At 36.8% G+C, this 16,865-nt stretch carries 15 protein-coding genes; 13 read left to right on the top strand and 2 right to left on the bottom strand.

Annotation, left to right across the window (positions count from 1 at the left end):
• Positions 1 to 61 precede the first annotated feature (61 nt).
• Together ACFVSW_RS10395 and ACFVSW_RS10400 are read left to right on the top strand one after the other, a co-directional pair.
• Positions 62 to 1,348: a histidine--tRNA ligase gene (locus ACFVSW_RS10395; protein WP_387315449.1), complete on the top strand. Its 1,287-nt coding sequence runs from the start codon at positions 62 to 64 to the stop codon at positions 1,346 to 1,348.
• 141 nt (positions 1,349 to 1,489) lie between these two features.
• Positions 1,490 to 1,873, top strand: a complete 384-nt coding sequence (locus tag ACFVSW_RS10400) for a VOC family protein (RefSeq protein ID WP_387315451.1) — start codon at positions 1,490 to 1,492, stop codon at positions 1,871 to 1,873.
• Between the two features lie 136 nt (positions 1,874 to 2,009).
• On the opposite strand, the gene ACFVSW_RS10405 is transcribed toward ACFVSW_RS10400, so the two are convergent.
• Positions 2,010 to 2,228: a hypothetical protein gene (locus ACFVSW_RS10405; protein WP_387315453.1), complete on the bottom strand. Its 219-nt coding sequence runs from the start codon at positions 2,226 to 2,228 to the stop codon at positions 2,010 to 2,012.
• A gap of 302 nt (positions 2,229 to 2,530) precedes the next feature.
• Between ACFVSW_RS10405 and ACFVSW_RS10410 the strand changes: the two genes are divergently transcribed.
• From ACFVSW_RS10410 to ACFVSW_RS10430, 5 genes are all read left to right on the top strand, one after another.
• Entirely contained in the window at positions 2,531 to 3,028 is a 498-nt protein-coding gene (locus ACFVSW_RS10410; protein WP_387315455.1) for a DinB family protein, read from the top strand.
• 493 nt (positions 3,029 to 3,521) lie between these two features.
• Positions 3,522 to 3,836 (top strand): cupin domain-containing protein, encoded by a 315-nt coding sequence (locus ACFVSW_RS10415; protein ID WP_387315457.1) that lies wholly within the window; start codon positions 3,522 to 3,524, stop codon positions 3,834 to 3,836.
• A 19-nt stretch (positions 3,837 to 3,855) separates the two neighbouring features.
• Complete coding sequence (locus tag ACFVSW_RS10420; RefSeq protein WP_387315459.1) at positions 3,856 to 4,869, top strand: Gfo/Idh/MocA family protein; 1,014 nt, start codon at positions 3,856 to 3,858, stop codon at positions 4,867 to 4,869.
• Between the two features lie 61 nt (positions 4,870 to 4,930).
• Positions 4,931 to 6,268, top strand: coding sequence for a glycoside hydrolase family 30 protein (locus ACFVSW_RS10425; RefSeq protein ID WP_387315461.1), 1,338 nt, complete (start codon positions 4,931 to 4,933; stop codon positions 6,266 to 6,268).
• Between the two features lie 89 nt (positions 6,269 to 6,357).
• The gene (locus tag ACFVSW_RS10430; RefSeq protein WP_387315464.1) at positions 6,358 to 7,083 is read left to right on the top strand and encodes a glycoside hydrolase family 16 protein; all 726 of its coding nucleotides are present in this window, start codon (positions 6,358 to 6,360) and stop codon (positions 7,081 to 7,083) included.
• A gap of 174 nt (positions 7,084 to 7,257) precedes the next feature.
• Here ACFVSW_RS10430 and ACFVSW_RS10435 read toward each other — a convergent pair whose 3' ends face one another.
• The gene (locus ACFVSW_RS10435) at positions 7,258 to 8,661 is read right to left on the bottom strand and encodes a family 4 glycosyl hydrolase (RefSeq protein WP_387315466.1); all 1,404 of its coding nucleotides are present in this window, start codon (positions 8,659 to 8,661) and stop codon (positions 7,258 to 7,260) included.
• 233 nt (positions 8,662 to 8,894) lie between these two features.
• Here ACFVSW_RS10435 and ACFVSW_RS10440 point away from each other — a divergent pair, with 233 nt between their 5' ends.
• From ACFVSW_RS10440 to ACFVSW_RS10465, 6 genes are all read left to right on the top strand, one after another.
• Entirely contained in the window at positions 8,895 to 10,025 is a 1,131-nt protein-coding gene (locus ACFVSW_RS10440; RefSeq protein ID WP_387315468.1) for an ROK family protein, read from the top strand.
• 14 nt (positions 10,026 to 10,039) lie between these two features.
• A complete protein-coding gene (locus ACFVSW_RS10445; RefSeq protein WP_387315469.1) occupies positions 10,040 to 10,759 on the top strand; it encodes a 6-phosphogluconolactonase in 720 nt (239 codons plus the stop codon).
• Positions 10,760 to 11,011: 252 nt separating this feature from the next.
• Entirely contained in the window at positions 11,012 to 12,412 is a 1,401-nt protein-coding gene (locus ACFVSW_RS10450) for a family 4 glycosyl hydrolase (protein ID WP_387315471.1), read from the top strand.
• Between the two features lie 20 nt (positions 12,413 to 12,432).
• Positions 12,433 to 14,556: a glycoside hydrolase family 3 N-terminal domain-containing protein gene (locus tag ACFVSW_RS10455; RefSeq protein ID WP_387315473.1), complete on the top strand. Its 2,124-nt coding sequence runs from the start codon at positions 12,433 to 12,435 to the stop codon at positions 14,554 to 14,556.
• A gap of 464 nt (positions 14,557 to 15,020) precedes the next feature.
• Positions 15,021 to 15,986 carry an ABC transporter permease gene (locus tag ACFVSW_RS10460; protein WP_387315475.1) on the top strand — a complete coding sequence of 322 codons (966 nt, stop codon included), beginning with the start codon at positions 15,021 to 15,023 and terminating at the stop codon, positions 15,984 to 15,986.
• Between the two features lie 10 nt (positions 15,987 to 15,996).
• Positions 15,997 to 16,857, top strand: coding sequence for a carbohydrate ABC transporter permease (locus ACFVSW_RS10465; RefSeq protein WP_387315583.1), 861 nt, complete (start codon positions 15,997 to 15,999; stop codon positions 16,855 to 16,857).
• Positions 16,858 to 16,865: the final 8 nt, after the last annotated feature.

Here is a 16,865-nt window from a genome sequence, read left to right on the forward strand (position 1 = left end):
AGTTTTAAAACTTAAATCTAGTGCGGTTTTTTATTTTAACAAAATAATGGAGGTAAAGAAGATGAAGAAAATGAATTATCAAAACGTAAAGGGTACACAAGATTACTTACCGAACGCAGAAGTCGTAAGAAGAAATATTAGGAGATCTTTAGAAGACGTTTTTATGCTTTACGGCTGTAAACCCTTAGAAACACCAATTTTAAATTACACAGAATTGCTTGCTTCTAAGTATGGCGGAGGTGCTGAGATATTAGAGGAAATGTATACTCTGACAGACAGAGGAGAAAGAAATTTGGCACTTCGATACGATCTTACTATCCCATTTGCAAAAGTTGTAGCAATGAATCCCACTATCAAGATGCCTTTTAAAAGATATGAAATAGGTAAAGTATTCAGAGACGGTCCAATCAAAGCAGGACGTTTTCGTGAATTTACTCAATGCGATGTTGATATTGTGGGAGTGGAATCACAAATTGCTGAAGCAGAATTAATGATGATGGCATTAGATGCATTCCGTAAACTTGGTTTAAAGGTAATGATCCAATTTAACAATCGGAAATTATTAACGGGTATGTTAGAAGTGTTTAATACAGGGGAGGACAAAATAAATAAAGTTGTTTTAATCCTTGATAAACTTGAAAAATTGGGATTAGAAGCGGTATTATCGGAGCTGACTGAACAAGGTCTTTCAGCTTCCACTGTCCAATCCATTAAACAGTTTTTGAACGATAAAAATAATAAAAGTTATAGCTACTTTGAGCCTTTCGCTAAACAAAATAAACAAGTTGAACAAGGATTAGAAGAATTGAAAGAACTGGAAACCTATTTAGTTTTCCTAAATGTTAATAGTGAATGTGTATTTAATCCGTTCTTAGCAAGAGGATTAGAGATATATACTGGCACTATTTATGAAGTTTTTTTAACAGACAAAACCATAAGGTCAAGCATTGGCAGTGGTGGTAGATACGACAATGCAATTGGTGGACTCATTGGTACAAATGAGAAATTCTCTACGGTTGGAGTATCATTTGGTTTAGATGTCATTTATACCGCTATACAATTATCGAAGGAAAACATCCCAGAAGAATCGACTGTCGATTTTTACATAATACCAATGAATACTCAAAAAGAATCATTATTAGCAGCAAGCTATTTAAGAGAACAAGGGTATACAGTCGAATTGGAAATGGGGAACAAGAAGTTAGGCAAAGCCTTAGATAAAGCAAATAAAGAGAAAGTACGTCAGGTTATCATAATTGGTGAGGAAGAAGTAAAAAATAATCAATTTAAAATCAAAGATATGTTAACTGGTGAAGAAAAAACTGAAGGTTTTCTATTTAATAAATAATATATATAACTGCATCTTCATTTCCCTTCTAAGAACGAGTTAAATTCCATTCTTTGTGGTGTAGAACTTGGGTTGGATTGCTTGCGGCTAGATTGTAGCATTAACACTATGCGTCACAAATATCAAAGGAGGCAAAAAAGTATGAAAATCATTGTTACCAGTATATTCGTACAAGATCAAGACATGGCACTGGAGTATTATTCAGAAAAGCTGGGGTTTGTAAAAAAGGAGGACGTTCCCGTCGGAGAATTTAGATGGATAACGCTTGTTTCTCCAGATCATCAAGACGGTACCGAGCTTTTACTTGAACCGAATAACCACCCTGCTGCACAGGAGTATCAAAAGAAGATATATGCTGATGGCATCCCAGCAACAATGTTTGGGGTTGCAGATGTTCGCAATGAGTACGAACGATTAATGAAAAATGGCGTAAAGTTTACTATGGAGCCGACAAAAATGGGGAATGTCACAATAGCTGTATTTGACGATACATGTGGCAACCTTATTCAGATAGTGCAGAAGTAAATTCATGACAAAGTAACGTAGTTCTTAACAACTTTTATTGGTAAGTTGTAAGTTCGGAGAGTAGTACAAAAAGGATAGATAGAGCATGGTTATATTCTGCTCATCTATGCTTTTTTATTTACCCCAGCTTAAAAGATTATTTCTTTTTGACTTTTACTAATCCTTTCCCTAAATTACCTTTTTCAAAATAGCATGTGACTTCATCATCGACTTTTATATCATCATCCGAATCGATGTTTTTAGTAGAAAAAATGATCCCTGTCCCGTCATTACTTTTTCCGTAGTAGCGATTGCCTTCAATTTTGCTAATCTTATATTCTACTGTAGTGCACGCCGACGTAAATGGGGCTTTCAATATTGTTCGGAAACATGTTGGTGGTGCCTTTGAAGGACTTGATAAAAAACAATTCCTTCAATCTCCTAAGAAGATCATCATCGTGAAAAGTAAGAAAAAAGCAAAACGGAAGAAAAAAGCAAAGCTGAAGACTTCGGCCTGATGTATTAGCGGGACCTGTGGTGGCCCACGAAAAGACAATGGGGTTTTTTAATTTATGAATAAGCCTTTTGATAGAAGCGAATAGTTAGCTGAGCATGATACAATGAATATGAAAGACTTGTTTAAAAATGAAGGATTTGCTAATTTAAGGAGGGAATGGAATGTTTACATCAGTAATTGATTTCTTAAACGAATGGAAACAAGAAGCAGCTGTTACCCAAAAAGTGCTGGACGAGTTGACAGATGAATCGTTGAATCAGGAAGTTTCTCCAGGATTATACAGTATTGGAAGCGTAGCTTGGCACATTACTGGAGCAGTTTACTACTTTCCTTCACAGGTAGGATTAAAATTCGAAATTCCTGATCTTCAAAAAGAAGCACCGAAATCAGCTGCTGAAATCAGTGAGACCTACAAAACAGTAAGTCGGCGGTTAACTCAAGCATTTTCTGAACAGGTTTCAGATGAAAAAATGAAAAAAATCGTGAATTTATTTGGGATGGACATGCCAGTTCAAGCTGTTTTCCGTCTGCTAATTCAACATCAAGCTCATCATCGCGCACAATTGACTGTCCTTATGAGACAAGCTGACTTGAAGGTTCCTGGCGTATATGGTCCTAGCAAAGAAGAATGGGAAGCAATGAATGCTCAAAAGAGCTGATATCGTCAATGATGCAAAAAAGCCGGATCCTCCCGTTTATTCGTACTTCCAGAATTTATTTCATTGCTTAACACAGATTGCACACTGAATCCGTTTTTATATTCGTTGAAGAAAAATGATATTCAAGAATCGGGCGCGATTATCTAAAGATGATCGCGCCGGAAAAAAGATTGATTGAAAATACTAAAAAGATTTTATAGTTTGGTAATTACTCAGTTGAGTTGACTATTAATCTAGTTGGAATATATAATATAAATAAGGTACGGTTGTACCTATTTATTTTCTTTAATTATTTAACTTAATTAATTAATTTTATTGTTTTGTTTTGTGAAGCCATGAAATCATTTTTACCTAATGATCTTAAAGATGAAAACAGAAAGTTCATTTCTAAAATACGGCTGGAAAACCCAGAGTTAGCCAAAGTAAAAAATCACGGAAAAAGCCACGATGAATTTTGGAAGCGTTAGCAAAAAAATAAAGGAGATTGAAGAAATTGCCAGTTATTAAAGGTTATGCAGAAATCAATGAATATCCAGAGTGGAGCGAAATTAATCACTATGGTGTGAACTGTTTGGAAGTTGGCGATGAGGTCGAATTACACTACCATGACGGAAATGAGTATTGGATTATCGTTTCAGGTAAAGGAGTTTGCACAACTGAAGGTGATACTTACGAAGTTGGGTCAGGAGACTTAGTTCTTACGAAAAAAGGTGACGAACATTCTCTTGTAGTAACGGAAAAAATGACAGCTGTGTATATTTTCGGGAAAGTTCCACCTGGCGGAACAACAGACCACTTACACAAATAATAATGCGAGGATTTAATTAATGAGTAAATTAAAAATTGTTCAAGTTGGATTAGGCTCGCACGGAACTGGGGTAGGCGTAAATGCAATTGTTTCTTCTCCGGATTTTGAATATATAGGATTGGTTGATCCATATCAACCAGGATTGGAAGAAGCGGCTCATCAACTAAATGTTGACAGCAGCAAATTATATAACGACTACAAAAAGGCATTCGCAGAAGCTGGTGCCGATGCAGTTTATATATCTGCGATTTCACCAGTTCACTATGAAGTTTGTAAAGATGCATTAGAAAGTGGATTGCATGTTTTAATAGAAAAGCCGTTCGTGCTAGATATTAACGAGGGGAAGGAATTGGTTGAATTAGCTGAAATGAAAAAACTTAAGCTAATGGTGGATCAGAACTATCGTTATAACCTGCATGTGCTCGATTTAATTAAATTGGTTCAAGAAAAGAAACTGGGCGAATTAGAATTTGTAAACGTGCAATTTTACTACTTCCATGATGGAAAGCCCTATCAACATGAAATGGAAAACTACATGCTAATGGAAATGGCGATTCATCACGCCGATTTAATTCGCTATGTGCTAGGTTCTAACGTAAAAACTGTAAACGGTAAAACTTGGAATGAGGAAAATAGCGGTTATAAGGGCGATCCTTGTGTGCATGCTGCATTTGAAATGGAGTTAGGTATACCAGTTTTCTATACTGGGACGCTTCTCTCAAAGGGACTTTCGACGCCTTGGGAAGGTAAATGGAGAATTCAGTGTAAAAATGGCTCGATTCATTTAGATGATCTTGGCCAAGACTATGGAGTTTACCTTGTAGATGAGCATGAAAACGTTATTAGAGTTCCACTGGAATGGACTGACTACGCGGATGTGAAGAGGGTGTTTGCAGAGTTTTCCAGCTCTATCAGAGAGGATAGAGAACCTGCAATTTCAGGAAGAGATAATTTACAAACGCTAGCAACACTACTTGCTACAAACAAATCTTCAAAAGAGAATCGCCAAGTTGCAATTTCAGAAATTCTGTAAAAATAGGGAATATGAATTAATGGAAGCTATTGTAAATTAATTATCAAGTGGAGGTATTCATATGAAAATTAAATTAGTTACAACAACTTACAAAAATGATGCGAAAGAAACTATTGAATCAAGTCTAGATTTTGGCCAAGACAACAATACTGAAATGGCTGTGGTTAATATTTATCCTCAAATTGAATACCAAACTTTTGATGGGTTTGGTGGAGCAATCACGGAAGCTGCAGCATTCACTTATTCTCAAATGAGTGAAGAAAGCAAAAAGAAAATGGTAGAAGCCTATTTTGGGGAAAGCGGAGCTCGTTACAATATTGTTCGAACGCACATTGATAGCTGTGACTTCTCAGTAGATATGTATGAAGCAATGAGTGACCCAACGGATACGGAATTCAAGTCTTTTACACTAGAACGTGACGAGAAATACATTCTTCCTCTACTAGATGCTGCGCAAGCAACAGCTGGGAAGAAATTGAGCGTATTAATGTCCCCATGGTCTCCACCGGCATTTATGAAGACGAATGGGCAACGCACATACGGAGGCTCTTTAAAGCCGGAATATAGAAAATTCTGGGCAGATTATCTTTGCCACTATATTAAAGAATACCGTGCAAAAGGTTATCAAATTGATTCCTTGAGCATTCAAAACGAGCCGAATGCCGTCCAAACTTGGGATTCTTGCACGTACACGGGTCAACAAGAAAAAGAATTCTTGCGCGACTTCTTATACCCATCCATTCAAGAAAATGATATTAAAGATCTTAATGTAGTGATTTGGGATCATAATAAAGAACGTGTTTTTGAACGTGCATGTGAAATTATTGATAACGAGACTGACAAAATGGTACAAGGAATTGGTTTCCACTGGTATACAGGAGATCACTTTGATGCGCTCCGCCTCGTTTCTGAAAAATTCCCTGATAAAAAATTAATATTCACTGAAGGTTGTGTAGAATATAGCCGTTTTTCAGATACTGGGCAATTAGAGAAAGCGCAAATGTATGGTAGAGATATCATCGGCAATATTAATGCTGGTATGAATTCATTTATCGATTGGAACATTTATTTGGATGCACATGGCGGTCCTAACCATGTTAATAACTACTGTGATGCGCCAATTATGTGTGATACAGATAAAGATGTTATTGAAGAAAGACTTTCATATGATTACATTAAACATTTCAGTCACTACATTGTGCCAGGAGCGAAGCGGATTGCAAGCACAAAGTATTCGCCAATGTTAGAAATGACCACATTAATGAATCCAGACGGCACGATCGTAACAGTTTTAATGAATATTTCTAAAGAAGACCTAGAAGTGAACATTCGCTTAAATGGAGAAGTAGTAAAAATCACAGCTCCAGCAGGTTCAATTACAACGGGTTTAATCAACTAAATTAATAGTTTTCTAGTGATTGAAAATCTCAGGAAATTATAACAATAATAAAACCTAATTTGGTTTTTCCAATAAGGAGAGTGGGATTTATGAAGTTGATTTTTAGTGACGAATTTGATTATGATGGGGCACCCAATCCTGAGAAGTGGGTATATGATATTGGGGGACACGGGTTTGGTAATAATGAATCCCAATATTACACAGATAGATTAAAAAATTCCTTTGTAAAGGATGGAAAGTTACACATTGTTGGAGTCAAAGAAGATTTTGAAGAAAATCATTATACATCTGCGAGACTTCTAACCTACGGAAAATTTTCAACGAAATACGGAAGAGTAGATGTAAACGCAAAACTTCCAAAGGGAAAAGGTAGCTGGCCGGCTATTTGGATGCTACCAAATAGTATAATGGAAGGAAAAGATTGGCCTTTGTGTGGTGAAATTGATATCATGGAGCATGTTGGTAAAGATGAAAACATGATTCATGTGAGCCTGCATACTGAGACTTATAATCATGCGATTAACACACAACGCACACATTTTGAACCGCTTGATAATGTAACAAGTTCATTCCATAAGTATTCGTGTGAATGGACTCCTGATTACATAAAATTCTTTTACGATGATAGAGAAGTAACTTGCTATAATAAACAAGATTACGAAGATACCAGCGAAACAGGTTGGCCATTCGATCAAGAATTCTTTTTGATTCTAAATGTTGCAATCGGTGGATTCTGGGGTGGCGAAATAGATGATAATTTGCTTCCATACGAAATGGAAGTTGAATATGTGAGAGTGTATGAATTATCGAAGTAAAAAAGTTAGTCATAGAATGAAATAAGCGAATTTTGAACTCGGTGGTATTTTTTGAAAACCACCGAGTTTTCTATAGAAAAAGCTCGAGAATACAGAAATTCTCGAGCTTTTACTATGAAAATTATTTTTAATAAGTTACAGAACCAAAAGGAAATCCCGCTTAAAATGTATCGTTTAATCCCATCTTAGGTCAGGTAAAACCTCTTTTTGAAGCTCAAACATTTCATTGATCATCGCTACAGCATTGTTGTAGGACGAAACTGTAGGGTCTAATAAAACCGCTTGGAGTAGTTTGTTTCTTGACTTTTCATTATAAGCTTCGTGTAACAATTCAGTAACTGCGCCTTGAGTTGCAATCATAGCAGCAAGTGCTGTAGGAATTTTTGCTGTTTTTTGCGGGTGAATCCCATCTCCATCAACAATAGCAGGTATTTCAACAGCCATACCGTTCGGAAGATTTGGTGCATATCCATCATTCAAAACATTTACCGCACCAATTTTTGTAGTTTTATTGAATACAATTGCCTCAATAATTGGTACACCATATTCGCTGCTTTGAACTACATCATTTGACTCTTCTGTGTCATTCCATGTAAAAGCGCTCTCAAAAATATCTTTTGCATCTTTTTGGGCCATATCAGTTTCCCAGTCACGGTTTACTGTAGAGTCCACCGTGTAAACGAGCTCAAGTGGGTTGTTTTTATTGTCCCATGGATTTTCTGTTGCAGGATCGTAAAAGAATTGCATGGCTGCACTTGCTAAGAAACCATCGCTCCATGCAAAATATTCACCAATATGATTAGCCCCTGGGTACATCCATACGCCATAAACTCTCAACATTAATCTTGATAAAGCATCATGATCCCAATTTGCTAGTTTAGGCAATTGTTTTTCTTTTTCTTTTAGTAAAGGGTACAAGTCTTTACCTGTCTTTTTATCAACTATTTTTGTTAGGCAGGCGAAGTGGTTAAGTCCACATGCTTCCGTCTCAATATCTTCCATTTTCATACCTAAAATGTGAGCAACCTGCCACACACCCCACCATTCGCCATGGCAAAGTCCAACAGCTTTGATTTTTGTTGATTTTAAAATAATTTCTACTAGTTTTGCCTCAGGATTTGTATAGTTTAATAGAAGAGCATCAGGACAAACTTCTTCCATTGCATGTGCGATTTCTAGCATTGGCCCTAAATTACGCAATGTATGGAACAAACCCCCTGGACCGCCGTTTTCTCCGTAAATTTGTCTAAAACCATATCTGCGAGGAATATGAAAGTCTTGTGACCAGTAATGGTATCTGTCTTTTTCGATTGCTGTAACGACAAAATCTGCATCTTGTAGTGCTTCTTTCAAATTAGTGGTTGCAGAAATTTTCGCTTGAGGATTTTTTTGGTCTCTTAATTTTTGACAGAAGTCAAAGCTCACATCAAGTGCTTCTTTTTTGATGTCCATCAAAGCAATTTCAAGAGGCAAGGTATTAATTTCTTTGCTCTTAAAAATGTCTAAAACCGTTGAAGGGCAAAATGAAACGCTTCCAGCACCTATTATGGCGATTTTTAACTTTTCATAATTTCTCATAATTGGTCTCCTCGTAACTTAATTTATTTTTTTCCAGGGAGGCTAACTTAGCATGATGTTTTTCGTTTTCATCCCCAGGTTCCATCTTTTTATTATAAAATAAACAGGAGCTCTACTCAAGAATATTATTTAATGTTGTAAATTAATTTTATAAAATAATATAAATACACAACACGCATAAATTATTTAACTTTGTAAAATAATTGTGTTATAATGCTTTTGGAGGGATTTGAATGAGATCGTATATGCCTAATGATATCAAAGATGAAAACAGAAAAGTCATTTTTGAAATCCTATTACAAAACCCTGAACTTGCAAAAGTTGAGATTACTAAAAAAACCACAATGAGTTTTGTTACAGTGAGTAAAATTGTTGATTTTTTTCATGAAATTGGTCTCGTTACCTTATCCGGCGAGAGTCGTGATGGCTCAGGAGGGTTGGGAAGGAAGAGAACTGTCTATCGTTTAAATGAAAACAGTTTTGTTACGGTAGGAATTCAATTAATTGAAAGAAAAGTTGCGGTTGTTCTAGTGAATCTCAACGGAGAAATTGTCGATAGTTTTTCTGAGGAGACGAATTTGCCGTTTCAAAGTGAAGATTTTGTTAATTACTTCGAAGATATTATCAAACAGATGAAGAAAAAAGCTGATGAACTTAATGGAACTATCATAGGTGTAGGTTTAGCTATTGATGGAGCAATAAATATTCGAAAAAGAACAGTTCGTATGCGTGTCGATGAGGGTGTAGAAGAGGACTTCAATTATGAAGAGATTATCGATAAGTTAGAGAGTCGAGTTGGATTGCCGGTTAGTCTTGAAAATGATGTTAACGCAGCAACGGTTGCTGACTTAAAAACATTAAATACAGTAGAGCCAAGTGTTAAAGATTTAGTAAATATTTCAGTAGGCGAGGGTATTGGTGCTGGGATTATCATCAATAACGCACTATACCGAGGAATGAATGCTAGTGCGGGCGAACTAGAATATATGTGCTTTGATGAAAACTATCATAAATCACCGTCATCAATTGGATGGTTAGAAGGGAAAGTAAAATACTCTCGCTTGGAAAACACATACAATTTGAGCTCGGACCAGGGAATCGATGTGTGTATTGACTATTTATCAAAAAAAATAGCGCTTTCAATTATTAACATAATTAGTATTTTAGATATAGACCATTTCATTTTAAGTGGGAAGTCAGTTTTTGTTTTTTCAGATCGACTGCTTGAGAATGTGAAAAGCTGTATTGAACAATATGTTGATTGGGTGCCTACGATTTCAATTAGCCTGGTTCAAAATTCGAGTGCAATTGGAGCTGCAATTTTGTCGTTGCATAACGAAATGAATGAAGTACTTTCGAGATAAAAAGGAGAAATAACATGATAAGAGTTTTTGAAACTGAAGAAGAAGTAGCAAAAGAGATTGCTGCAGAAATGAAGGAATATTTAAGTAATGAAAATCCAGTATTCTGTTTGGCTTCTGGGAGTACACCAGAAAAGTCTTATAAGCAATTTTCTGAAATGATCAAAGGTAATTCCGATATTCAGAAGTTAAAGATTGTAAGCCTAGATGAATGGGTGGGAATTGAAAAAACTTCCGAGGGAAGTTGCTACCAAATGCTAAATAAGGATCTATTTAGCCTGGTTGGTCTTCAAGAACAACAAATTTGTTTCTTTGATGGAACAGCAGAAGATCTAGATGAGGAATGCTCTCGTATAGATGAAGCAATCAAAAAAAATCCGATTACTTTTAGCTTGATGGGCGTTGGAATGAATGGACATATTGGACTGAACGAACCGGGTTCTAAAGTAATCGATTATAGTACAGTTGTTGATCTTTCTGAGAAGACGAAGGAAGTCGCTCAAAAATATTTTAATCAACCAACTAATTTGGAAAAAGGGATCACGATCGGGTTAAAGCAAGTAATCGATAGTAAACGAGTTGTAGTGGCTATTACTGGTGCTCATAAAGCTGAAATTGTGAAGGAAATTTTTGCGAGCGGCGAGAAAACGTTGCCTGCACAGGAAATGTTAGGTTTCGAACATATCGATTTCTATTTAGATGCCGCTGCAGCTAAACACCTCAGTCAGAATCAATAATTGAGAGGTGAAACATGACATTAAAAAAATAGCTGTGTTAAAGCACATTGTTGATTTTGAGCACAATGTTGATTGGAGTGGAAGGCGCGAGACTCCTGCGGGAACAGCGGGACAGGTGAGACCCCGCAGGCGCTTTAGCGCCGAGGAGGCTCACCGCCCGCCCCGCGAACCGCTCGCGCCTGGAACGGAAATCAACATTCACTTTTAACACAGCCAAAAAATAAATAAAAAACAATAAAAGGAGTCCAAAAAATGAGAAAGCTAAAAGTCACTCTAGTAGGCGCAGGAAGCGTTTCTTTCGCATTAGGCACACTCCAAGATTTAGTTTTATCGAATAGATTAAGAGAAGAAACAGAATTAGAAATCTCCTTGATGGACATTAGTGATAAAAACTTAAAGGCGACACATGAATATGCAACTCGAATGTTTGCAGATTTCGATAATCCTGCAAAGATTTGGATGACAACCGATTTAGAGTCGTCATTAATAGATGCAGACTTTGTAATCGTTGCAATAGAAGTAAACCGTTATTTCTATTGGGCACAAGATTTCCATATCCCTCGCCGTTACGGTAGTAAGCAAATCTATGGAGAAAATGGTGGACCAGGGTCAATGTTCCATACTTTGCGTAACTTGGGACCAATGTTACAGATTGCTAGAACCATGGAGAAAGTCTGTCCAAACGCTTGGTTTATTAACTACACAAATCCTGAAGCGAAATTGGTTGAGGCTGTTTCTAACCTAACTTCAATTAAGATTGTAGGTCTTTGCCACGGTCTAGATATAGGTATCGAGCAATTAGCTGAAATGCTTGAAATGAAAAAGGAGGATATCGCTGTTGAAGGTGGCGGTTTAAACCATTTCGGTTTCTTCACAAAGATTTGGGATAAGAACACTGGAAAAGACTTGTATCCACTTTTCCGTGAGAAAGAAGCTAAGGCAAATCGCCTGGCTAAGTTCGATCACTTAGCACTTTCAAGAACAATCTACCATACATATGGCTACTACCCGTATCCCGGAGCGAACCACTGTGGTGAATACATTTCTTGGGCGGATGATTTTTATGCGGGCCTTTCATTGCAATTCCGTTATAACCCATTGAATCCGAATGAGAAGATTGGCGACAAGAATTCCAGAATCCCTGAATTCGTTTACTGCGCACACGCTGGTAGTGTAGACCGTGAACTGCACGAAGGGGATAATGATTTAGAGACTTGGATTGCAGAACAATTTGAGTATAAAAAGGAAAATGTAAATGGAACAAGTGAGTATGGGGTTCCTATCATTGAGGCTATTTTCTTTGATGACGAAATCGTCATCAATGCGGCGAACTTACCGAACAAAGGTGCTATCAAAGGTCTTCCAGATGACATGGTAGTTGAAACACAAGCTATTGTTAACGGTAAGGGAATGGAATTAGTGCCGATGACAGTTGAATTACCAACTGCACTCATTGGAACAATTCATATTCAGGGTACAATTCATAAGTTGTTATTTGAAGCATATCATGAGGGGTCTAAGACCAAGTTGCTTCAAGCAATTCTTCTTGATCCACAAGCGCCAACTTACTACCAAGCTTGTGCTATGATTGACGAAATGTGTGAGTTGCAAAAAGATATCCTCCCAAAATTAGAATGGAACCAACCAATTTAAGTGAATAGGGGGAAATAAATATGGAAAAGCAAAAACTTTTTGAGTTATTAAAGGATATGACCCTAGAAGAAAAACTAGGACAAATTAGTCAGATTACAGGCGAGCATTACATTGGTAGAGTTGATGATGAAATGGTTGAAACTGGACCAGGATTTTCGAATACTATCTTAGAGAACAACAACCTGTACACAATCGGAAGCGTCATCGGTGTTTCCAGTGCAAAAATTACAAATGCAATTCAAAGAGCATATTTAGAAAAGTCCCGTTTGAACGTGCCGCTATTATTCATGCATGATGCCATTCATGGATACAGAACAATTTTCCCAATCCCGTTAGCAATGTCTTGTTCTTGGGATAGTAAGATAATCAAAGAAGCTGCTGCACATACGGCATCAGAGCTGCGTGCAGCGGGTATTCACGTAAACTTCTCGCCAATGGTTGACCTAGTTCGCGACCCAAGATGGGGGCGTGTAATGGAAGCGTTTGGTGAAGACCACATTCTTTCTGGAAACCTTGGCCTCGCGATGGTAGAAGGTTATCAAAAAGGAGAGAACGGCAAACTAACAAACGATGGAGTTGCAGCTTGTTTGAAGCACTTCGCAGCATACGGTGCGCCAATCGGTGGTAAGGACTATAACACTGTAGATATGTCAATGCGTGAATTCTTCGACTACTACGGAAAGCCATATGAAGAAACATTAAAAGGGAAACCGAGATTTGTAATGAGTTCTTTCAATACGTTTAACGGTATTCCTGTAACAGCAAGTGAAGAAATGATGCAAGATATCTTAAGAGATAAGTACGGATTTGACGATCTAGTCATTTCGGACTGGGGTGCTGTAGCGGAGCTGCAAAACCACCGCGTTGCTGGAAATGGTAAAGAAGCAGCAGCTCTTGGATTAAAAGCTGGAATCGATATCGAAATGGTTTCAACACTTTACTTTGAAAACGGTAAAGAAATCCTTGAAGAAAACCCTGAACTTCTTAATGTGATTGATAACTCAGTATTGAAAGTTCTTGAATTGAAAAACGATTTAGGGCTTTTCGAAAATCCTTATGTTGATGAGGATGCAGAAAATGCTGTTCTTTTAAATCAGAAATTCATTGAATTTGCTCGCGAGTCAGCGGAAAAATCTTGCGTACTATTGAAGAACGAAGGCAATGCATTACCAATCAAAGCGGAGCATAGGAAAGTTGTTGTAGTAGGGCCTTTCGCTAAAACAAACGAATTGCTCGGAAACTGGATGTGTAAAGGGCGTTTCGAAGATGTTGTTTCATTAGAGAAAGGTTTGAAAAATGTTCGTCCTGATGCTGATATTGCCGCGTACGAATCGCTTGCAGATTGTCCAAAAGACGTTTTACAAAATTGTGATTATGTACTAGTAGCTATTGGTGAAGACTGGCAGTTAAGTGGAGAAGGACACAGTAGTGTTAATCTTGAACTTGAAGATAGCCAGAAAGAATTGATTCGTGAAGTGAAGAAGTTGAACAAGCCTTATTCATGCGTTCTATTTACTGGAAGACCACTAGCTTTGGAATCAATCATCAATGACATTCCATCATTGCTGCTTTGCTGGTTCCCTGGAACACAAGCAGGTAATGCGGTGGCTGATTTAGTGTTCGGAGAAGCTTCTCCTTCGGGTAAATTGACCATGTCATTCCCACGACATTCGGCACAAGCGCCAATCTACTACAATGAGTACAATTCAGGTAGACCTGCGAACGATTCAAGTTATAGCAGCCGTTACCAGGACATCGAAGCGGGAGCTTTGTTCCCATTTGGTCACGGTTTGACTTATACGAATCCTAAGTATTCAGATTATAAGATTTCAAGCAACAAAATTACTGAAACTGAAAATATCAAGATTTCTTTCAAAATAGAAAACTCTAGTTCATACGTTCATACAGAAATTGCAATTCTTTACATCGAGGATCTCGTTTCTAAAGTATGTCGTCCAATTCGCGAGATGAAGAAATATTCGGTTGTTGACGTTCCTGCAGGTGATTCAAAAACAATTGAATTTGAACTTTCTTTAGAGGATTTGAAGTATCTAGATAATTCTTTGAAGCTACAAATTGAGCGTGGGGACTTCAACATTTATATCAATAATATGCAGGAAAAAGTATTTAGCTTTGTCTACTAAAAAATAGTTGTAAATCCATATCAGCACTAAGCGAGTTTTGTTTAGATAAAATTCACTTAGTGCCTTTTTTTAATCAATTTGATAGATAATTTTCAGCAAAAAAATGAAGAATACCATGGGTATCAAAATATTTAACTATATTAATTAAATATTATTAATAATTACATTGACACTGTTTCTGTTTACATCTAAAATATAAATAAGAGATAACAGTTATCATTTATTTTCAGAGTATTTTGACGCAAATATTGATCAATAACGTAATTTAGGAGCAAGAATGTTCATTGAAATGAAAACGCTATTATTGGAATTGAAATGAAATGGAAACAGCAATTGGAAATGTATGCCGTCAAATTGAGGACTCAATGTATCTTCACCTTTTGGAGAAAATAGATTAGTAGAAACAGAGTGTAGTAAATGGCATATAACTTTTTTTTATTAAGTGAAAGGAAGAGATGCACAGCATGTTAAAGCGAGCTGAGGAAACCTATAATGTCGCCATTCCGGGAAAAAGCCTGAAAGTATCAAGTAAAAGAAAGAAATTTAGGTCCCAATGGCAATTGCAAACAATGATATGGCCAGCCATCATTTTATTGATAATTTTCAATATTATCCCATTGTTTGGATTGATCGTTGCTTTCCAAGAATATTCGGCGATTGACGGATTTATTAATTCGCCGTTTGTAGGTCTTGATAATTTCAAAGCCTTTTTAACGGATCCAGCTTTCTATCATTCATTAGTAAATACGTTCGGTATTAGTTTCATGAAGTTAATCTTCGGATTCCCATTTGAAATTTTATTGGCGATTCTTATAAACGAATTAAGAATGGGAAAATTCAAAAAAACGTCACAAACAATTTCCTATCTTCCACATTTCATGTCTTGGGTTATTCTTGGTGGTATGTTGATTACATGGCTAAGTAGTTCTGGATTTATAAATAGCTTTTTAATGAGTCTACATCTTATCGAGAACCCGATTCAGTTTCTTGCGATTCCTGGAGCATATTGGTGGATTGCTGTCTTCTCAGATATTTGGAAAGAAGTAGGGTGGGGCACGATTTTATATCTTGCTGCGATGTCAGGTGTTGATCCTGCATTGTATGAAGCTGCTAAGGTAGATGGTGCTTCAAAATTTAGACAAATCTGGCACGTTACACTTCCAGGGATTAGAGGTATCATTACTCTGATGTTTGTTCTTCGAATCAGTTCGCTTATTGGCTCCAATTTGGACCAAGCATTGGTTCTCCAAAATCCGTCTAACTTGACAAGCAGCCAAGTAATTGATTCATTTGTGTATTTTATGGGGATGAAACAAGGAGATTTCTCATACGCGACAGCGGTAGGAATTTTCGGTTCAATTGTTTCTATTACAATGTTACTTATTGCTAACTACTTAACAAAGAAGTTTAACGACACAAACATTTTTTAAGGCAGGTGAGATAGAGTTGGCAAAAGGTGAGAAAGTCTTTAATGTTTGCAACATCATTTTTATTTCGTTTTTTAGTTTATTGATTATTCTCCCAATTATGAATATAGTTTCATTGTCATTCAACGATGGAACGGACTCACTGAGAGGAGGGATATATTTTTGGCCGAGAAAATTCTCGCTGGATAACTATCAAATAGTTTTAAGCACCCCGGCAATTTATAAAGCATTTGGTATCTCGGTTCTAAAAACAGTTATTGGGGTTGTAACCCATCTAATTGTTACAGGTGCTGCAGCCTATGCGATGAGCAAAGCAGAACTCATAGGCAGAAAATGGTTTATCAAAATGGGTATTTTAACGATGTTTGTTGGCGGAGGGATGATTCCTAGTTTCCTAGTTATTAAATCGTTGGGCTTATATAATAGTTTTTGGGTTTACATAATTCCAGCACTATTCAGCTTCTATAACTTAATAATTTTCATGAATTTCTTTAGAAACTTGCCAGCATCTTTAGAAGAATCAGCGAAAATTGATGGTGCAGGATATTTCACCATTTTCTTTAAAATAGTACTACCTTTATCTTTCCCGGTTTTTGCTACCATTGCATTATTTACCGGAGTCGGACAATGGAACGATTTCTTCACTACAAAGTTGTATATTGATAATCCAGATTTATTTCCGATTCAATACTACTTATATCAAATGTTAATGAGTGTCGGATCGCAATCGGCAATCAAAGCAGGGATAGTAATCCCGACGGAAGCCTTGCAACAAGCAACAATGGTAATAACAACACTTCCTATTGTGTTGGTATATCCGTTCTTACAGAAGTACTTTATTAGCGGTATGTTAGTAGGCGGAGTAAAAGAGTAAAAAAAGAG

The organism is Neobacillus sp. NPDC058068 (genome assembly GCF_042885335.1).
Lineage (GTDB): Bacteria > Bacillota > Bacilli > Bacillales > Cytobacillaceae > Neobacillus.